We start from the raw sequence: 17992 nt of genomic DNA, 5'->3' as shown, positions 1-17992 counted from the left end.
GCGCGGCTGCGCGCTACCGGCAATTACCCGAGTAGACGAAAATTCCCGTGGACGACTGCGGAAGGCGGGCAGGGCCGGCGTCTAACTCCTGAATGCCGAGGAGCGGTCAATGCACGATACAGCGCCTGCCGAACTGGTCCGACGCCGGTTTCGGGAAGCCCACGGGGCACACGTACAGCCAGCGTACGAAAACATGATGACGCAATCGCGGGGCGGGGTGGTCAAGGCGGCGCTTGGCTATCGGCGCGCCGGGGCACATCCCCTGTTCCTGGAACGCTATCTCGATGCGCCGGTCGAGCAGATCCTGTCGCATGCGCTGGGGCAGGATGTGCGCCGCGAGACGGTGCTGGAAATCGGCAACCTCGCCGCTGAAGACGCGCCGTCGCTGATCGCGCTGTGGGGCGCGGCGGCCAACGACCTGGGCAGCCAGTGCGAGGTGGCGGTGGCAACGTTGACCCTTGAACTGCGCCGGATGTTTTCCCGGATCGGAGTGCCGATGCTGCTTCTTGCCCCCGCCGATGCCAGCCGGGCCGGGCAGGCCGCCTCCTGGGGGCGCTACTACGATCGCGATCCGTGGGTCTGCGCGGGGCTCATCGATGAAGGGCAGCGCGCGATTGCGGCCTTTTTCGCCCGCCGGCGGAGTCTGGCGGCATGAGCGGCCTGCTCGAAACCCTGCGCGGCCATGCTGCCCGCGCGCCCGAAGCGATCGCGATCGACCCTTGTGCCGGACCGGCATTGGGCTGGGCGGAACTGGTTCGTCTGGTCGAAGCGCGCCTGGCTCTCCTGGCAGCCACGCTTCCGGCGCGCGCCCACGTCATGAGGGGCGATCACGGCACCGACATGGCGGTGCTCGAACTGGCCCTGCTTGAAGCCGGCATTCCGGTCCTGTCGTTGCCCCGGTTCTTTTCCGAGGCTCAGGCCGACCACGCCCTTTCCGTTTGCGGTGTGCCGGGTGAAAGCGCCCGCACGCCTCAACCCGCGCCGTCGCCTTTACCCCCGGGGACGGCGCGGATCACCTTCACGTCCGGTTCGACGGGGACGCCGAAGGGCGTGTGTCTTTCGGCCGCGCACATGCTCGGCGTCGCCGGTTCGGTGGTCGAGACCGTGGGGCGGGCCCATGCAGGCCGTCACTGTGCCTTGCTGCCGCCGGGCATCCTGCTCGAAACCGTTGCGGGCTTTTTTGCGACGATGATCGCCGGGGGCACATATGTATGCCCGCCGCAGGCCGAGATCGGCCTTGGCGATCCGTTTCGTCCCGATTTTGCGCGGATGGCCGAAAGGCTGGCGCACTGGCGGATCTCGTCGCTGATCCTGGTGCCCGAATATCTTGCCGGCCTGGTCGCCGTGCTGGAAGCGAGCGGGCAGCGCCTGCCGGATCTGACGCTGGTGGCGGTGGGAGGCGCGCGGGTGTCTGCCGACCTGCTTGGCCGCGCCCGTGCGCTGGGATTGCCGGTCCGGCAGGGCTACGGCCTTACCGAATGTGCCTCGGTGGTCGCGCTTGAGGCAGAGGACGACGACGCGCCGGGTTCGGTTGGCCGCCCGCTCGGCCATATGCGTGCGAGCATCGCGCCTGACGGCGAGATCCTGCTGGAAGGGGAGATGTTCCTGGGAACCGTCGGTGAGCCGCGCGCTCCCGGGCCACTGGCCACGGGGGACATCGGCCGGATCGATGAGCAGGGGCGCCTCTGGGTCGAGGGGCGCAAGTCGGCGCTGATCATCACCAGCTTCGGGCGCAACATCTCGCCCGAATGGCTGGAGACGATGCTGCTGGCACAGCCCGGCGTGGCGCAGGCAATGGTTCACGGCGATGGCAAGCCTCGGCCCGAAGCCCTGCTGGTTGCCGCGCATCCCGGTGCCGATCTTTCCGCCGCCGTGGCCGCCGCCAATGCCGCCTTGCCGGACTATGCCCGCATCGCCGCCTGGCAGGAGGTGGCGCCGTTCACGCCGTCAGCGGGGCTTCTCACCGGCAACGGCCGCCTCAGGCGCAAGGCGATTGCCGAAGTCTGGCTGGAGGGGGCGCCTTCCTTCTTCGACGTGCTGGAGGCTGCGACCTGGCGAGATCGCCTCGCGTTCCTCGCCATTGCGCAAGTGCGCGCGGGGTTGGCGGGCACGATTTCGCGCCGCGCCTATCTCGATTACCTTGAGCAGGCCTATCACCATGTGCGGCACACCGTGCCGCTGATGCGCGAGGCCCGCGCCGGTCTGCTGGACCGGCCGCGCCTTGTTCGGGCGCTCGACGACTATATCGAGGAGGAAACCGGGCACGAGGAATGGATCCTGGCCGACATCGCCGCAGCGGGCGGCGATGCCGATGCGGCGCGGGCGAGCCGGCCCCATCCGGCGACCGCGGCCATGGTCGATCATGCCTATGCGCGCATTGCCGGGGGCAGTCCGGTGAGCTTCTTCGGCATGGTCTACGTGCTCGAAAGCGTGAGCGTGGCGCTTGCCCAGCGCGGGGCGAGCGCGGTTGCCGCCAATCTCGGATTGCCGCCCGAGGCCTTCACCTACCTTACCTCGCATGGCGCGCTCGATCAGGAGCACATGACCTTCTTCGCGCGCCTGGTGAACGGGCTCGAGCGGGCGGAGGACCGCGACGCGATCCTGACGATGGCGCGCGAGATGTTCGGGCTGTTCGGCGCGGTCTTCGCGTCGATCGCACTGGAGGACGATCATGTCGCGGCTTGAAGGCAAGCGGGTTTTCGTCACCGGCGCGGCGGGCGGCATCGGCATGCCGGTGACGCGGCTGCTGCGAGAGGCGGGGGCGCAAGTCACCGGGATCGACCGGGCGCCGTGCCCTGCCTGCGACCGCTCGATCGTAGCCGACTTGTCCGACGAGGACGCGCTCGCCGGGCTGGCCGGGCAAGTGGCGGCGGACTGTCCGGACATTCTGGTCAACATTGCCGGCGTCATGCGTTTCGGTTTGCACGAGAGCCAGCCGATCGAGGCCCTGTCGCTGTGCTACCGGGTCAACCTGCTGGTGCCGGCGGTGCTCGCCCGTGCGGTGACCCCGCCGATGCGCAGGCGCGGATCGGGGCAGATCGTCAACATCGGCTCGGTCCTGGGGGCGATTCCCTACCCATGGTTCGCGGCCTATTCGAGCAGCAAGGCCGGGCTCGCGGCGCTGAGCCAGGGGCTTCGGCGCGAACTGCTCGGCAGCGGCGTGGCGGTCACTCACATCAATCCGCGCGCCGCGCGCACTGCCTTCAACAATGGCGAGGTGAACCGTTTCCTGACGCTTGCCGGCATGAAGGCGGATGCGCCGGAATGGGTGGCGCAGCGGATCGTCGCGGCCATCGCAGCGCGCAAGGAGACCGTGAGCATCGGCGCGATGGAGCGCGTCTACGCCGCGCTCAACGCCATTTCCCCCAAACTCGTCGATGCTGGCCTGTCGCCCCAGATCCGCAAGGCACAGGCCGAATTCGGCTGACTGTAAATCCTGGAACAGAGAGGACGCGTTACCATGCGCAAGCAAACCCTGATGAGCTTCCTGTTTGCCCCCGTCGCGGTTGCCGCCATGCCGGTCGCCGCCCACGCCGACCTGGCCTCCGACGTCAAGGCGGTGAACGATGGCTGGGCCCACATCACGTACGAAGTGCAGGGATCCAGCACCCAGACCAAGGCGCTCGACCAGTTGGCGCATCAGGCGGCGGTGATCGTCGCGCGTTATCCGGGACGGGCGGAGCCGCTGTTGTGGCAGGGCATCATCACCAGCGAGCAGGCCAACCGCGCGAACTTCTTCCACAAGCTGGGCCTGGCGACGCAGGCCCGCGACCTGATCGCGCGGGCCTATGCGATAGACCCCCGCGCCGCGCAGGGCGGGGCGGCGCTCAGCCTGGGCGTGCTCTACTACAAGGTGCCGGGGTCGCCGCTGGCCTGGGGCGATGACGACAAGGCGGCGAGGCTGCTTAAGCAGGCCCTGTCGGTCGATCCCAATGGGCTCGATTCCAACTATTTCTATGGCGACTACCTGCTCAAGCAGGGCGACAAGGCCGGCGCGCGCGCCTATCTGCAGAAGGCCCTGCGCGCGCCCCATGATGCCGCGCGTCCGGTCTGGGACGCCGGGCGGCGGCGCGAGGTGCGGGCGTTGCTGGGCAAGGCCGCGTGATGCGCGCGATCGTGCCCCGTGAACCCGGCTTCCTGCGGCCATGAGCCTGGCGCGCGCGCTTGCTGGTCAACTGGCCCATCCGCGCGGCCGATACGGTCGCTGGCTCGGGCGGGCCATGGACATTGCCAATCGCAGGCCGATGCAACGGGCGGTGGACCTGCTGGCACCGGCCGCAGGGGAAACCATCCTCGACGCAGGCTGCGGCACCGGGGCGGCGATGGCGCACATGCTTGGCCGCGCGGATTGCCGGCTGATCGGCGCCGACCTTTCGCCGACGATGATCGCCGCCGCCCGGCGCCGTCTGGGCGCGCGGGCCCGCTATCTGACCGCATCGCTCGCCGACCTGCCGCTGCCCTCGGCAAGCCTGGATGGCGTGCTCGCCCTCAATGTTCTCTATTTCGACGATGACGGACAGGGCATGCTGCGTGCGATGCATCGCCTGCTGCGCGGCGGCGGCAGGATGGTTGCCTATGTGACCGCGCGCCATACCATGGAAGGCTGGGCGTTTGCGCGGGAGGGCCTGCACCGCCTGTATGACGCCGGGAGCCTGCGCACCGCGTTCCTGTCCGCCGGATTTGCCGACGGCCTCCTGGAGATCGAGGAAGTTGCCATTGGCCCCGGCATCGACGGGCTGCTTGCCCGTGCCGGAAAGCCGTCGGCCGCCGCTTGAGGCCTTCCGGCATGCCGGCGGTGGAACGGCGCGATGGGACTGCAAAACACCATCGACGCGGGCATTGCGGAGGGCTAGAGGCAAGCCCATGACAACCCAGATCACGATCCGCCGCCCGGACGATTGGCATGTGCATCTTCGCGATGGCGAGATGCTGAAAGCGGTCGTCGGCCATACCGCGCGCCAGTTCGCGCGCGCCATCGTCATGCCGAACCTGACGCCGCCGGTCGTCAACGTCGCGGCGGGGCTGGCCTATCGCGACCGCATCGTCAGCGCGGTGCCGGCGGGGATGGACTTCACCCCGCTGATGGTCTTCTACCTCACCGACGATGCCGATCCGGCCGAGATCGCGCGCGGTTATGAGGAAGGCGTGTTTGCCGCCTGCAAGCTCTATCCCGCCCATGCCACCACCAATTCGGCCCACGGCGTCACCGACATCCGCAAGCTGACCGGGGTGCTGGAAACGATGCAGCGCATCGGCATGCCGCTGCTGATCCACGGCGAGGTCACGCACCGCGAGGTCGACATCTTCGACCGCGAGGCGGTGTTCATCGAACAGATCCTGGCGCCGCTGGTGCGCGACTATCCCGCGCTCAAGATCGTGCTGGAACATATCACGACGGCGGAAGCGGCTGACTTCGTGGCGGAAAGCGGGCCGCAGATCGGCGCGACGATCACCCCGCAGCACCTCATCATCAACCGCAACGCGATCTTCGATGGCGGCATCCGGCCCCATGCCTATTGCCTGCCGGTCGCCAAGCGCGAGCGGCACCGCCTGGCCGTGCGCAAGGCGGCGGTATCGGGTTCGCCCAAGTTCTTCCTCGGCACCGACAGCGCCCCGCACGAGATCGGCCGCAAGGAATCGGCCTGCGGCTGCGCCGGCATCTTCAACGCACCCTACGCGCTCGAAAGCTATCTGCAGGTCTTCGAGGAAGAGGGCGTGCTGGACCGCTTCGAAGGGTTCGCCTCGGAACACGGCCCCCGTTTCTACGGCCTGCCGCTGAACGAGGGCACGGTTACCTTGCAGCGCGAAGAGGTCAGCGTTCCGGAAAAGATCGTGGACGGCGATATCACCCTGGTGCCGTTCCACGCCGGTGAAACCTTGCGCTGGCGCTTCATCGGCTGATCGACCCGGCGGCGCTCGCGGTCAGGCGGCGTCCGGCTCGCTCGGGAAGCGGGCCTCGGCGACAAAGGCGGCGACCGTGGGCGAGCGTTCGTCCGCGCGGGTCGCGAGCGCGAGCGCGACCATCGGGGAATCGCCTTCGAGGTCGTGATAGGTCACGCCCTTGAACGAGGCCTCACGCATCGATTCCGGCACCAGCGCCGCGCCGAGTTCGGCTGCCACCAGCGCAAGGACCGAGGCAACCTGCGGGGCGGACTGACCCAGCACGGGCTCGAACCCGGCGCGGCGGCAGCCTTCGAGCGTGGCATCGAACAGTGTCGGGCCGAGCGCGCGCGGGGTCAGGATGAACGGGTCGTGGGCGAGCTGCGAGAGCGAGATCGGCTCGCCATGCGGCATGCGGGCCGAGGCCAGCGCCGCGATCAGCGGCTCGTCGGCAAGGTGGAACAGCCGGAGATCGCGCTTGTCCACCGCGTCGGGGCGCAGGAAGGCCACGTCGAGGCTGCCGTTCTTCAGACCTTCGACCAGACCGATCGAATTGTGCTCGGCCAGGCTCAGCTCGACATCGGGAAATCGCCGCCGATAGATGCGGATCGCCTGCGGCACGCGCGGGTTGAAGGCGGCCGATCCGGTGAAGCCGACGCGGATGCTGCCGGTTTCCCCCGCCGCCGCGCGTCTTGCCGCGCTCACCGCGTCCGCGACGATGGCGGGAATCGGGCGTACCCGTTCCGCGAAGGCGCGTCCCGCGTCGGTCAGTTCGGCCCCCTGGGGAATGCGGTGGAACAGCGGGGTGCCCACTTCCGCCTCGAGATCCTTGATCTGATGGCTGAGCGGCGGTTGTCCGATGCCGAGGCGCTGGGCGGCGCGGGTGAAGTGCCGTTCCTCGGCGACGGCGAGAAAATAGCGGATATGTCGAAGTTCCACGGTGCGCGCACCCATCATCATGCATTAAAAGTATCAAGATCGCCTTTATCATGAATTGGACAGATGGCCCGCGCAAGCGCATTTCGCCGTCAGGAGATTTGATATGGCGAGCTTGGCGATCGATATGGGCAGGACAGCGGGTGTTGCCGCAAGCGGGAGCAGCGCGCGCATGCACGCCGGTTGGAACTGGGAAGCCCCCCAGCGGACATCGGCGCTGGAGCCGGTGGTGTTCCTGCCGGGCCTGCTTTGCGACCAGGCCCTGTGGCGCCGTCAGATCCATGCGCTGGCCGACGTCGCCGCACCGATGGTCGCGGACCTGACGCTGGACGACACCGTCAGCGCCATGGCCGAACGCACGCTGGCGGTGGCGCCGTCGCGCTTCTCGCTCGTCGGCCTGTCGATGGGCGGCTACGTCGCGCTGGAGATCATGCGCCGTGCGCCGGAACGTGTCTCGCGCCTGGCGCTGATCAATTCGAGCGCGCGCGGTGACAGCCCGGAGCGGACCGAACAGCGCCGCGTGGCCATCGAATCACTGCGCCGCGGCAAGTTCGTCGGCGTTACGCACAAGCTTCTGGGCCAGCTTGTCCATCCCGATCACACCACCGGGGCGGTGGCGGACGAGATGCGCGGCATGGCCTCGCGCGTGGGCGGCGAGGCGTTCATCCGCCAGCAGCATGCGATCATGACCCGCCCGGATTCGCTGGACGGCCTTGCCAAGATCGCCGTGCCGACCATGGTGGTCGTGGGTGACGGGGACCGCATCACCCCGCCCGATCACGCCCGCGAGATACACGAGCGGGTGGCGGGATCGCGCTATCACGAGATCGCCGCCTGCGGCCACATGGCCGCGCTGGAGCATCCCGAGCAGACCAATTTCCTGCTCCGCAACTGGCTGGGGCAGGACTGAAGTTCCCCGGAAATCCGCGGATCTTCAACGAAAAAAGGGGAGACAGGACCAGCCGTCCCGTCTCCCCTTTTCCGTTTCAGCCTTGGGCCTTTCAGCCGTTCAGCTTGTCCTTGAGCGCCTTGGCCTGCGTGAAGCCGAGCTTACGCGAAGCGGCGATCTGGATCGTCTCGCCGGTCGACGGATTGCGGCCTTCGCGGGCAGCGCTTTCCTTGACCTTGAACTTGCCGAAGCCGGGCAGGTTGACTTCTTCACCGGCGGCAGCAGCGTCGGCAATCGCAGCGAAGACGAGTTCAACCGCCTTCTTGGCATCGGCCTTGGTGGAGCCGTTGGCTGCGGCAATCTTTTCGGCCAGATCCGTCGTGTTCATAGCGTTCCTTTCACTTGCGAACTTCACTCTCATAGATGGCGGCGCGGCTTGCCGCTATGTCCTCTCGGCAACTTTCACCGCTTCTCCCACAGAACTTGGCGTGTCGAATCGTGGAAAACGTGGTTTTTTCGCAATCGGCACGGGTCTGAACGGGGTTGGGCGGCTCATTTCGGCCTGACCTCCCGCCATTCGAGGCGCGCGGTGCCGTGCGCCGGGATGACGATTTTCCATGTCGCCTGCGTGCCCAGCAGCTCGACCTGTGCCTTGGTCTTTGCCTTGATCGGCACGATCCGGGTTTCCGCCGGGTGCCGGATCTTCGCCTCGAAGCGGATCGGCCAGGGGTGCGCGTTGGCAAGGGTGAGGCGGGTCTGCGTCCACGCCGGGGCGGCGCTGTCGGCCGCCCTGCCGCCTTGCGCCTTCCCGTCTTGCGTCTTGCCGTGTCTTTCCCGGCCTGAAGCGACCGCCGCGAGCGAGGCGGTGACCTGATTGTCCCGGTTGATAGCGATATCGATGTCCTGCCCAACCGCGGCATCGTCCAGCATGCCTTGTCCGGCGAGCATCGGCTGTCCCGCCAGCGGTTCGAAAACGACCACCTGGCCGGCAGGCAAGGCCCGGCCGAGGCCGTTCTTCACGGTATTGCGCCCGCGCAGATGGCGCGTGACCGGGACCGTGCCGCGCTGGCTCGACCAGAATTCGGCGACATGGTGCGCGGAGAGCGTGACCCTGGGCAATTCGAACATGGCCACCTGCTTCTGCGCCATCGCGGCGACCGTGGTCGGCATCGGCACCCGGTAGAGCCTGAGGTCGCCAAGCCCTTCCTCTTGCACGGTGACGGGAGCGGGCGGCGGAGGCGGAGGTGGCGGCGGGGGCGGAGCGCTCATGGCGGTGACGACGATGTCGGCTACCGGCGGCGGGGCATAGGCCGCCGCAAGCGGAGGCGGCGCGGTGAAGTAGCAGTGGAACTCCAGCGATTGCCCGCTCGGCGAACTGGGGACATCGTTGTTGTAGTTGACCTTGCCGCCCACCACTGCCGCCTCGGCATCGGCAAAGCTGGTGGGGTCGGCGTTGGCCAGCGTGACCCATGCGAACATTCGGGCGAACATCCGGGCACTCTGGCCGCTTTCAGCCCCCGCCCCGTCCCCTTCCATGTTGAGCACGTAGTTGGCCTGCCAGTCGAAGCCCCAGGCGAGGTAGGAGAGCGAGATCGTCACGCGCCGGGCGGCGGTGCTGGCGGTCTCGACCGAGAGCGTCGGCCGCGCGGAGAGGCCAGGGGGAACCGCGTCGTAGACCAGTTCGTCCTGCGTGACTCCGCAATTGGCCGTTTCGAAGCCCTTGCTTGTCTGCACGATCACCGCGCCTTCGGGGCCGGAGCGGATCACCGCGCGTTCCTCGCGGATCTGCCCGCTCATGGGATCGGTGCGGCGCAGCAGGACCGGGCGGCCGAGGCTGCGTGCATAGAGGCTGCCGGGTGAGAGCAGGTCGGCGTCGAGGTTCTTTTCGCTCACCCCGTCGGGCAGGCCGGAGATAATGGCGCTTTCGGGCAGCATTCCGCCCGCCACGCCTTCGAAGCGGATCACCGCGCGGCCTTCGGGTATCTCCACCGTGCGCTTTTCAGTGACCAGCGCATAGCCCTCCAGCCAGCCCAGGTCCATGGCCTGTCCGGGGCTGCGATAGGGCGCGCGGTAGATCGTCACCGCCACGCTGTCGGGCGCAGCCGAGGTGACGACCTCCTGCGCGGCAGCCGGTCCGACCGGGAACAGGGTCAGGAACAGGGCTGGAAGCAGGGCGGCGAGAGGCAGCAGGAGGCGCATGGCCGCAGGCAACCGGGGCGTCAGTACCGCGTGTCGAACTGGGCGGTGAGGGTGACTTCGCCGCCCGCGGGCACCGGCACCATCCACACCCGCTCGTCCTGCGAGCGCTGCTGGCCGGCCTGGCTTTCGCTGGGCACGCGCACGTCCCAGCCGCTCCAGCTACGGTCGAGCCCGGCCTGCACCAGTTCGACCGTCACCGGTTCGGCGCGCGCGTTGGTGAGGGTGTAGCTCATCGTCGTGCGCCAGTATGTGGGCGAGGATTCGACCTGAACCAGCGTGGGCGGCTTGCCGCTCACGGTGACCCGGTAGCGGGCACTGCGTTCCCACTCGTCGCTCTGGATCCGCTCGCGCCTGACCAGGGTGGGCTTGACCTTGACGTCGAAGGCCTCGCCGGTCTTGATCGCCAGCGTCGATCCCATCGGTGTGTGGGGAATGGTGTTTTCGCCGATGAACTGCGGCTGTCCCTGCGCATCGCGCATGTAGACGCGCACCGTCCCCTGGGGCAGCGCATCGCCCAGCCCGGCGGCCCTCGCCGTGGAGAAGCGCAGCACCGTGTCGGCGCTTTGAGGATTGTCGGACTGGCCGGACCAGGCATTGCGGAAGGTGTAGCCCTTGGTCGCGGGAACGCCCGCGGTGTCGAGGAAGCCGACCTGCTTCTGCTGGGCATTGGCGACGGTGGTGCGTGCCGCGATGGGATAGACGTAATAGTCGCCCAGCCGCTCGCGCGGGGCGCTTTCGGTACCGGCGCGATTGCCCGAGGGGCGGCGGGGTGGATAGCGATCGCCGTCGTCGTCCTCGTCCTCGTCGCTGCCCGCCGGTGTCCCGGCGACCAGCAGCACGCGGGCATTGCCGAAGCCGGTGCCGCTGGAATTGGTCAGGGTGATCCAGCCCTGCATGTCGAGCTTTCCGGCCTTCTCGTCGAACAGGGCGACATAGTCCGCCTTCCAGCCGAACGCGCGCGACAGGTAGCTGAGCGTCACCGGGCGGCGGCCCGCGCGGCTGCTGTCGAGCGTGACGGAAAGCGTGGGGCGCGCGCGCAGGTTCGGCGGCAGGCTGGGGAAGACCACCCGCTGGCCGCCCAGGATTTCGATCCCGTTGCCGACCCGCACGATCGTGCCGTTGTTGTTGGCGAGCACTTCGGCCTGCTCGCTGGTCTCGGCGCCGGTGCCGGGATTGGTGCGCACGAGCGTGACCTTCTGGCCGACCGCCTTGTCCATCAGCTTGTCCGGGGAGAGCAGATCATAGTCGAAATTCTGTTCGACCACGCCCGCGCCTTCGGCCTGGATCGACACGGTTTCGGGCCGGATCGCGGCGGAAACGTCGGGGAAGTCCTGCTTGCTGCGGCCCGCAGGCAGCGAGAGCTGGCGGGTATCCTGGATCAGCGCGAGGTCGTTGTTGTAGATGGTGATCGCAACGTCACCTTGCGCATTGGCCTCATCCGCCTGCGCCCCGGATGCCCCGGAAACCGCAAGGCCTGCCGTCACTGCCAGCGCCGCCGCGCCGTTCCATCCGAAGCTGCGCATCCGTGACCGATCCCTCTCGCCAATTCAGGCCGATGAGTTCCGGTCACGGGGCCATCTGTCAAGTGACAATGCTGGAAAGACGCAGCACAAATTCAGCAACTTGAGGGCGCCGGCGACCGGGCGCCCCCACTCTTACTTCCAGGCCAGCCCCAGTGACTTCTGGATCGAGACATAACCCGCCGTCAGCTGGGCGCGGGCAGAAACGAGGTTCTGCTCGGCGCTGTTGCGGTCGCTGCGGGCATTGAGCAGGGCGATGCGGGTGGCGGTTCCGGCGGCAAAGCGCTGGGCGGCGAGCGTCTCGGCCTCGGCCGCCTTGTCCCGCGCGCGGGCGAGTTCGGCGACCTGGATGCGGCCCTCGCGGTAGCGGGCAAGCGAATCCTCGGCGTCCTGCAGCGCTGTCAGCACCGCGCCGCGATAACGCGCCTCGGCCTCGTCGCGCACGGCCTCGGCCTTGGTGACCTTCGCCTTGTTGCGGCCGAAATCGAGGAAGCTCCAGCTCAGCTGCGGTGCGGCCAGCCCGACAAAGTCATCGAGATTGGTGAGGTCGCTGAACTTGGTGCCGCCGATGCCGATCAGGCCCATGAACGAGAGGCGCGGGAAACGCGCGGCTTCGGCCTGCCCGATCCGGGCGGTGTCCGCCGCCAGCGTGCGCTCGGCCTGGCGGACATCGGGGCGGTGGGCGATCAGGCCGGCGGGATCGCCGACGGCAACCGTGGCGGGAGGCAGGGGAATGTCGCCAGACGTGCCCAGCGCGGCGTCGAGGGCCCCGGGTTCCTGGCCGGTCAGCACGGCAAGCGCATTGCGATAGGCGTCGCGGTCCGCCTTGAGCGGGGCGAGCCGGGCGCGGGTGGTGGCCAGCTGGCCTTCGGCCTGGGTGACCTCGCTCGCCGTAGCGGTGCCCGCGCCGCGGCGTTGGCGGGTGAGGCCGAGCGCCTCTTCCTGCAGCGCGATCGACTGTTCGCCAAGGGCTATGCGCTGCTGGCGATCGCGCAAGTTCAGGTACGTGCCGGCGACCTGGGCCGAGAGGCTGACCTGAACGTCGGCAAGGCTGGCATCGCTGGCCTCGTAGCTCGCGCGGGCGGCTTCGATGGCGCGGCGCTGGCCGCCGAACAGGTCGACCTCCCAGCTGGCGTTGACGCCAAGGTTGTAGAGATTGAGATCGGAGCTGCCGCTCCCGCCGCCGCTTGTGCCCCCGCTGCCGCTGCCGTCTCCCGAATTACCACTGCTCGATCCAAGGTCGAGGCCGGGCACATGGGCATGGGCATACATGGCGGACGCGCTGGCCTTGGGCGCGCGGTTGGCGCGTTCCTCGCCCAGCGAGGCGGCGGCCTGCCGCAGCCGCGCCTCGGCGGCGGCGACGTCGGCATTGCCGGCGAGCGCCTTCGCTTCCAGATCGTCGAGCGTGGGATCGCCGAGGGTCTTCCACCATTCCGCAACCGGCGGGGCGGTGCTGACCGCCGCGGCATCGGCGCGCACGAAGGCGGTGTTTTCGACCGGGGCGGCCTTGGGCGGTCCGGCATAGTTCGGCCCGACGGTGCAGCCCGACAGGGTGGCTGCCAGCGTTGCGGCAAGCAGCGGCAGGGTAGGGTAGGAGCGCATGGGTATCCTCAATGTCCGGTCGCCAGCGGGGCGTTTTTCGGAAGCGGGCGCAGGAACAGGACGAGTGGAATGACAAACATGATGCCCACCGACATCATCCAGAACATGTCCGCATAGGTCATCGCCAGCGCCTGGATCTGGATGTTGGCTTCGATCGAGCGCAGCACGCCCGCGCCTTGCGCGCGGACATAGTCCTGCACGGCGAGGGAATTGGCATTGAGGCTTTCCTCCATGCGGCGGGCATGGAGCCACAGGCGCTGGTCCTGGATCACCGCGATGCCGGCGAGCGCGAAGGAGCCGCCGAGGTTGCGCGCGGCGTTGTAGAGGCCCGAGGCATCGCCCGCTTCCTCTCTCGGCACCGAGCGGATCGCCGCCTGGTTCAGGAACATCATGCAGAACACCGTGCCCATGCCGCGCAGGAGCTGGGAATCGACAAAATCCTTGCCGTCCGACAGCGGGGTGATGTCGGTCTCCAGCCAGGCACTCAGCGCCAGGACGGAAAGCCCGAAGCAGACCGAGGCACGGATGTCGACATTGCGGATCAGCCAGGGGGTCACTGGCATCATCAGCATGACCGGGATGCCCGAAAGCATCACCACCTGTCCCGATTGCAGCGAGTTGTAGCCGGCGATCGAGGAAAGGAACTGCGGGATCACGTAGGAGGTGCCGTAGATCACCATGCCGACCACGGTGACCATGGCGACGACGCTGCCGAACTGCCGGTCGAGCAGCAGCTTGAGCTTGATCACCGGCTTGCGCGCGAAGACCTGTCCGGCGGCCAGCAGCGCGAGCCCGAAGATCGAAACGCCCGTCAGCATGACGATGAGGTCCGAGGAGAACCACTGCTCGCGCTCGCCTTCCTCCAGCACCACGGTCAGGCCGCCGAGGCCGAGGGCGAGGCCGAGAATGCCGAGCCAGTCCGCCTCGCGGATCAGGCCGAGATTGGCCTTCTGGTGCGGGATCGCCACCAGCAGCAGCGTCGCCAGCGCGATGCCGACCGGCAGGTTGAGGAAAAAGGCGTAATGCCAGCTGACGTTCTCGGTCAGCCAGCCGCCCAGCACCGGCCCGACCACCGGGCCGAGCAGCGCGGTGGCGCCGAACAGGGCGTTGCCGATGGGCTGCTGGGCGCGGGGCAATCGCGTGGCCACGATGGTCATCGCGGTGGGGATCAGTGCGCCGCCGGTGAAGCCCTGGCCGACACGGCCGATGATCATCATCGTCAGCGTCGTCGAAAAGCCGCACATCATGGAGAACAGCGTGAACAGCGCCGAGGCGACCAGCAGCAGCGTGCGCAGGCCGAGCAGGCGTTCCAGCCAGCCGGACAGCGTGATGATGATGATTTCGGCCACGAGATAGGCGGTCGCGATCCAGGTACCCTCGGTGCCGCTGGCGCCGATCTCGCCCTGGATCGTGGGCAGCGAACTGTTGACGATGGAGACGTCCAGCGTCGCCATCAGCGCGCCGAGGGTGCCCGCCGCCACGGCCAGCCAGGCCGCCGCGTCCGCCGGCTTTTCGGCAGTGGGTTGCGGGCGCGGCTGGAGGGGGGCGGGCGCTCCCTCGGCCGTCACGGCAGGACCGCTCACTGGCCCTGGTTCCCCCGCGCCTTTTCCTGGCTGGAGATGGCGTGCTGGGATCCCTTGGCGTCGATGGTGTCGACCGTCACCGTCACCGAAAGGCCGGGAACCAGCACGCGGCGCGCCTCGGGCCCGGCATCGATGGCGATGCGCACCGGCACGCGCTGGACGATCTTGGTGAAGTTGCCGGTCGCGTTCTGCGGGGGCAGCAGCGAGAACTGCGCGCCCGTGCCCGGCGAGATGCTCTCGACATGGCCGCGGATCTCGGTGCCGTCGAGCGCGTCGACCTCGATGGTCGCGGGCTGGCCGGGGCGCATCAGGCCGATCTGCGTTTCCTTGAAGTTGGCGGTGACGTAGAGCTTCGCGAGCGGAACCACCGACATCAGGCGGGTGCCGGCCTGCACGAACTGGCCGGTGCGCACGGTGCGATCGCCGATGCGGCCATCGACGCTGGCCCTGAGCACGGTGGAGCCGACGTTGACGTGCGCGGCGGCGAGCTGTGCCTTGGCCGCGTCGCCCTGCGCAGCGGCCTGCTGCACTTGCGCCTCCAGCGCACCGATGCGGCGCTGCGCGGAGGTGACGGCGGCGCGCTGGGCATCGGCGGCGGCGCGGGCCTTGGCGGCCTGGTTGCGCAGCGTGGCGAGGTGTTCCTTGGTCTCGGCGCCGCTGGCCGCGAGCGGGGCGTAGCGGGCGGCCTCGCGCTCGGCATAGCGGGCGTCTTCCTCGGCGGAGACCAGCTGCGCCTGCGCCTGGGCGATCGCGGCCTGCTGCTCGCCGATGGTGGCGCGCACGTTTTCGGCATTGGCCTTGGCGACATCGATCTGCGCCTGGTACTGGCGGGCCTGCGCATCATAGTCGCGCGGGTCGATCCGCACGAGCGGCTGGCCGGCCTTCACGTCCTGGTTGTCGCCCACCAGCACCGCATCGACATAGCCCGAAATCTTGGGCGAGATGGTCACCGCGTCGGCCTGGATAAAGGCGTCGTTGGTGTCCTCGAAATACTTGCCGCGGGTCTGGTAGTGGAACAGCCAGATACCGCCCGCGATCACGACGACGGCGGCGCCCACCATGAGAATGCGCTTCATGCCGGATTTCGCGGCGGAGGGGGGATTCGGTTCGGAAGTGGGGGCCTGCTGATCCGAATCGGTCACGTCGTTAGCCATCAATCGCTTCTCACGCCTTTAGTGCTGCAATGCGTATATTGCATCGCAGCAGGGATGGTTGCGCACTTGCACCCAGGCGGAGCATATGGCAATGGCATTTCATATGGTCCCACAATATTTCTTGCCGTGAGTATTCGTTTCCAGACGATGGAGCAGCTGCGCGATCTGCACATGCGCATGCACCGGCTCTTCAACGATCGGATGCGGGCGCAGGGTGCCTCGCTCGCGCAGCTCAAGGTGCTCCATTATATCGAGCGGTTCGGCTCGGTGCGTTCAACCGACATCTGCGATGCGCTGGGTCAGGCCCCGCGCACGGTGACCGAGGCGGTGGACGGGCTTGAGCGTGATGGGCTGGCGCTGCGTACGCCTGATCCCAAGGACCGGCGGGCCAAGCGGATTTCGCTGACCGAGGCGGGCCGCGCGGTGATCCGCGAGGTGGAGCCGCACAAGAACGCCTTCATCGAGCAGTTCTTCGAAGTGCTGGACGATGAGGAGCAGGCGCACCTGCTGCGGACACTGGAAGTGCTCAACGATCGGCTGGTTGAGATGGGCGCGCCGCGCGCATTGGGAGAGCCCGCAGGTGAGGGGGCGGACAAGACGTGACCGCGCACACCGCAGTGACCGCGCACACCGCAGTGATGGCGCACACCGCAGTGATGGCGCGCCTGTCGGACTGACAGATTACGTCAGCAACAGGATCGTCATCAGCGCAAAGGAGCCGGTGCAGGCTACCGCAGCGCACAAAGTACGGAATTCGCATCCGCAAAAGACGGTTTCCAAGCCTTCCATGGGCCTCTCCTATCGGTCCACTCTGTTGGTGGATGCCGGCAGAATACCACGGCTTGAGGCGCCCACATAGAAAAACCCGGCCGCCCGACTTGCTCTGCAATCGAATGAATTGGCCGCTGCTGCAGTGTCAGCCGCGAAGGCGCTTGTCATCGGCACGGCGATGCGCCCGCAGCCGCCCCGGGAGGGGCGCTGCGGGCGCAGGGTGTCGCAACCTCAGGTCAGGCGACCGAAAGCGTGACCTCGATGTTGCCGCGCACGGCGTGGCTGTAGGGGCAGATCGTGTCGGCTTCTGCCACCAGCGCTTCGGCGGCGGCGCGATCGACGCCCGGCAGTGAAACCACCAGAGCGACGGCAAGGCCAAAACCCTTGTCCGAACGCGGGCCGATGGCGACGGTGGCATTGACGCTGGCGTCGGCAGGCACGCGGGGCAGGTCCTTGTCCTGGCTGGCCGCGAACTTCATCGCGCCGAGGAAGCAGGCCGCATAGCCCGAGGCGAAAAGCTGTTCGGGGTTGTTGCCCTGATCGTTGCCGCCCAGTTCCTTGGGGGTGCCGAGGGTGACGGCAAAGCGGCCGTCGTCGGTGCGGGCCTGGCCGTCGCGACCCCCGGTGGCGGTGGCGCTGGTCTTGTAGAGCGGATTGATCGACATGGTAGCTCCTTTCAATCGTCAGCGATTAGATCGTGTACGATGTAAATGCGCGCCGCAGCGACTTGTGTCAAGTCTTGCGATTAAATCGCGTGCGATTTATATGCGAGGCATGACCCAGGCAGCTCCCAACCTCGACGACCTGATCGCCAATCCCGACGGCCCGCTGGCGCAGTTTTTGTGCTTTTCGGTCTATTCCACGGGGCTGGCGTTCAACCGGCTCTACAAGCCGCTGCTCGACCGTCTGGGGCTGACCTACCTCCAGTACATCACGCTGATCGCGCTCTCGCGGCGGGACGACCAGACGGTGAAGGAATTGGGCGAGGCGCTGTTCCTCGAATCGAACACGCTGACCCCTTTGCTCAAGCGGCTGGAGGCAAGCGATCTCCTGACCCGCCGCCGCGACACCGCCGACGAGCGCGTGGTGCGCCTGGCACTGACGGCGCAAGGCCGCGAAGTGCTGCGCAAGGCGCGCTGCGTGCCCGAGGAAGTGCTGGAAGCGACCGGCATGGCGGTGGAGGAACTGATCGCGCTCAACGACCAGTTAAAGGCACTGCGCGGCCACTTGCAGGCGGGCGCGCGCTGAGGTTCTTTGGCTAGGTTGTCGATTTCACGGCAGCTTTGCGCCCTTGTCGGTCGTTTGAGGGGCGGATTTCGCTGCCAAGCAGCGGCCCGTCCGGTTTTCCTTTCCGAGCAGGTTCGCAGCAGCCGGGCTGACTGGCTTTCAGCCAGGCAGCTGTTATGTTGAAGGGATGGAAAAAAGCCTCTGTATCGCAATACTGCCGTTGGCCCTCAT

Annotated in this window: 18 protein-coding genes; 9 read left to right on the top strand and 9 right to left on the bottom strand. The window is 67.8% G+C overall.

Translation table 11 applies throughout. From position 1 onward, the window contains the following. Positions 1-109: 109 nt before the first annotated feature. The 6 genes from OKA11_RS23290 (at position 110) to pyrC (ending at position 5901) form a co-directional block, all read left to right on the top strand. Positions 110-655 carry a thermostable hemolysin gene (locus OKA11_RS23290; protein ID WP_267224838.1) on the top strand — a complete coding sequence of 182 codons (546 nt, stop codon included), beginning with the start codon at positions 110-112 and terminating at the stop codon, positions 653-655. Continuing rightward, entirely contained in the window at positions 652-2685 is a 2034-nt protein-coding gene (locus tag OKA11_RS23285; RefSeq protein WP_267224835.1) for an AMP-binding protein, read from the top strand. The genes OKA11_RS23290 and OKA11_RS23285 overlap by 4 nt, the downstream gene beginning before the upstream one ends. Further along, positions 2672-3427 (top strand): SDR family NAD(P)-dependent oxidoreductase, encoded by a 756-nt coding sequence (locus tag OKA11_RS23280; protein ID WP_267224833.1) that lies wholly within the window; start codon positions 2672-2674, stop codon positions 3425-3427. The genes OKA11_RS23285 and OKA11_RS23280 overlap by 14 nt, the downstream gene beginning before the upstream one ends. Positions 3428-3460: 33 nt before the next feature. Next, positions 3461-4105: a tetratricopeptide repeat protein gene (locus tag OKA11_RS23275; protein WP_267224831.1), complete on the top strand. Its 645-nt coding sequence runs from the start codon at positions 3461-3463 to the stop codon at positions 4103-4105. Positions 4106-4145: 40 nt separating this feature from the next. Then, the gene (locus OKA11_RS23270) at positions 4146-4775 is read left to right on the top strand and encodes a class I SAM-dependent methyltransferase (RefSeq protein ID WP_267224829.1); all 630 of its coding nucleotides are present in this window, start codon (positions 4146-4148) and stop codon (positions 4773-4775) included. 88 nt (positions 4776-4863) lie between these two features. Then, entirely contained in the window at positions 4864-5901 is a 1038-nt protein-coding gene (pyrC, locus tag OKA11_RS23265) for a dihydroorotase (protein WP_267224827.1), read from the top strand. 21 nt (positions 5902-5922) lie between these two features. Here pyrC and OKA11_RS23260 read toward each other — a convergent pair whose 3' ends face one another. Continuing rightward, complete coding sequence (locus OKA11_RS23260; RefSeq protein WP_267224826.1) at positions 5923-6819, bottom strand: LysR family transcriptional regulator; 897 nt, start codon at positions 6817-6819, stop codon at positions 5923-5925. A 169-nt stretch (positions 6820-6988) separates the two neighbouring features. Between OKA11_RS23260 and OKA11_RS23255 the strand changes: the two genes are divergently transcribed. Next, complete coding sequence (locus tag OKA11_RS23255; RefSeq protein ID WP_267224825.1) at positions 6989-7726, top strand: alpha/beta fold hydrolase; 738 nt, start codon at positions 6989-6991, stop codon at positions 7724-7726. Positions 7727-7817: 91 nt separating this feature from the next. Here the strand turns inward: OKA11_RS23255 and OKA11_RS23250 are convergent, their stop codons facing one another. The 6 genes from OKA11_RS23250 to OKA11_RS23225 all read right to left on the bottom strand — a co-directional run bounded on the left by OKA11_RS23250 (position 7818) and on the right by OKA11_RS23225 (position 15763). Beyond that, on the bottom strand, positions 7818-8126 hold the full coding sequence (locus OKA11_RS23250; protein ID WP_255535886.1) for an HU family DNA-binding protein: 309 nt from the start codon (positions 8124-8126) through the stop codon (positions 7818-7820). Between the two features lie 131 nt (positions 8127-8257). Next, positions 8258-9904, bottom strand: coding sequence for a DUF4139 domain-containing protein (locus tag OKA11_RS23245; protein WP_267224823.1), 1647 nt, complete (start codon positions 9902-9904; stop codon positions 8258-8260). Positions 9905-9924: 20 nt separating this feature from the next. After that, on the bottom strand, positions 9925-11427 hold the full coding sequence (locus OKA11_RS23240) for a DUF4139 domain-containing protein (protein ID WP_267224821.1): 1503 nt from the start codon (positions 11425-11427) through the stop codon (positions 9925-9927). A 132-nt stretch (positions 11428-11559) separates the two neighbouring features. After that, positions 11560-13026, bottom strand: a complete 1467-nt coding sequence (locus OKA11_RS23235; protein WP_267224820.1) for an efflux transporter outer membrane subunit — start codon at positions 13024-13026, stop codon at positions 11560-11562. Positions 13027-13034: 8 nt separating this feature from the next. Then, complete coding sequence (locus OKA11_RS23230; protein WP_379489329.1) at positions 13035-14609, bottom strand: MDR family MFS transporter; 1575 nt, start codon at positions 14607-14609, stop codon at positions 13035-13037. Beyond that, positions 14606-15763, bottom strand: coding sequence for an HlyD family secretion protein (locus OKA11_RS23225; protein ID WP_288806197.1), 1158 nt, complete (start codon positions 15761-15763; stop codon positions 14606-14608). Before OKA11_RS23225 ends, OKA11_RS23230 begins: the two co-directional genes overlap by 4 nt. Positions 15764-15889: 126 nt before the next feature. Here OKA11_RS23225 and OKA11_RS23220 point away from each other — a divergent pair, with 126 nt between their 5' ends. Then, positions 15890-16366: a MarR family winged helix-turn-helix transcriptional regulator gene (locus OKA11_RS23220; protein WP_267224818.1), complete on the top strand. Its 477-nt coding sequence runs from the start codon at positions 15890-15892 to the stop codon at positions 16364-16366. Between the two features lie 404 nt (positions 16367-16770). Here the strand turns inward: OKA11_RS23220 and OKA11_RS23215 are convergent, their stop codons facing one another. Next, on the bottom strand, positions 16771-17199 hold the full coding sequence (locus OKA11_RS23215) for an organic hydroperoxide resistance protein (protein ID WP_267224816.1): 429 nt from the start codon (positions 17197-17199) through the stop codon (positions 16771-16773). Positions 17200-17308: 109 nt separating this feature from the next. On the opposite strand from OKA11_RS23215, the gene OKA11_RS23210 reads away from it, so the two are divergent. Beyond that, positions 17309-17782, top strand: a complete 474-nt coding sequence (locus OKA11_RS23210) for a MarR family winged helix-turn-helix transcriptional regulator (protein ID WP_267224813.1) — start codon at positions 17309-17311, stop codon at positions 17780-17782. Positions 17783-17792: 10 nt separating this feature from the next. Here the strand turns inward: OKA11_RS23210 and OKA11_RS23205 are convergent. Then, a partial coding sequence (locus OKA11_RS23205; protein WP_267224809.1) for a hypothetical protein occupies positions 17793-17992 on the bottom strand: 200 nt, incomplete at its 5' end.

Source organism: Novosphingobium clariflavum (assembly GCF_026420865.1).
GTDB lineage: Bacteria > Pseudomonadota > Alphaproteobacteria > Sphingomonadales > Sphingomonadaceae > Novosphingobium > Novosphingobium clariflavum.
Note: the sequence above shows the minus strand (reverse complement) of the source record. Positions and strands in the feature narration are given on the sequence as shown.

What these genes read in the sequence shown, in the direction of transcription:
- OKA11_RS23240 (WP_267224821.1), bottom strand. Translation starts at nt 11,427, where the DNA reads ATGCGCAGCTTCGGATGGAACGGCGCGGCGGCGCTGGCAGTGACGGCA.
- OKA11_RS23235 (WP_267224820.1), bottom strand. Translation starts at nt 13,026, where the DNA reads ATGCGCTCCTACCCTACCCTGCCGCTGCTTGCCGCAACGCTGGCAGCC.
- pyrC (WP_267224827.1), top strand. Translation starts at nt 4,864, where the DNA reads ATGACAACCCAGATCACGATCCGCCGCCCGGACGATTGGCATGTGCAT.
- OKA11_RS23215 (WP_267224816.1), bottom strand. Translation starts at nt 17,199, where the DNA reads ATGTCGATCAATCCGCTCTACAAGACCAGCGCCACCGCCACCGGGGGT.
- OKA11_RS23225 (WP_288806197.1), bottom strand. Translation starts at nt 15,763, where the DNA reads ATGGCTAACGACGTGACCGATTCGGATCAGCAGGCCCCCACTTCCGAA.
- OKA11_RS23250 (WP_255535886.1), bottom strand. Translation starts at nt 8,126, where the DNA reads ATGAGAGTGAAGTTCGCAAGTGAAAGGAACGCTATGAACACGACGGAT.
- OKA11_RS23290 (WP_267224838.1), top strand. Translation starts at nt 110, where the DNA reads ATGCACGATACAGCGCCTGCCGAACTGGTCCGACGCCGGTTTCGGGAA.
- OKA11_RS23275 (WP_267224831.1), top strand. Translation starts at nt 3,461, where the DNA reads ATGCGCAAGCAAACCCTGATGAGCTTCCTGTTTGCCCCCGTCGCGGTT.
- OKA11_RS23255 (WP_267224825.1), top strand. Translation starts at nt 6,989, where the DNA reads ATGCACGCCGGTTGGAACTGGGAAGCCCCCCAGCGGACATCGGCGCTG.
- OKA11_RS23210 (WP_267224813.1), top strand. Translation starts at nt 17,309, where the DNA reads ATGACCCAGGCAGCTCCCAACCTCGACGACCTGATCGCCAATCCCGAC.
- OKA11_RS23280 (WP_267224833.1), top strand. Translation starts at nt 2,672, where the DNA reads ATGTCGCGGCTTGAAGGCAAGCGGGTTTTCGTCACCGGCGCGGCGGGC.
- OKA11_RS23245 (WP_267224823.1), bottom strand. Translation starts at nt 9,904, where the DNA reads ATGCGCCTCCTGCTGCCTCTCGCCGCCCTGCTTCCAGCCCTGTTCCTG.
- OKA11_RS23285 (WP_267224835.1), top strand. Translation starts at nt 652, where the DNA reads ATGAGCGGCCTGCTCGAAACCCTGCGCGGCCATGCTGCCCGCGCGCCC.
- OKA11_RS23270 (WP_267224829.1), top strand. Translation starts at nt 4,146, where the DNA reads ATGAGCCTGGCGCGCGCGCTTGCTGGTCAACTGGCCCATCCGCGCGGC.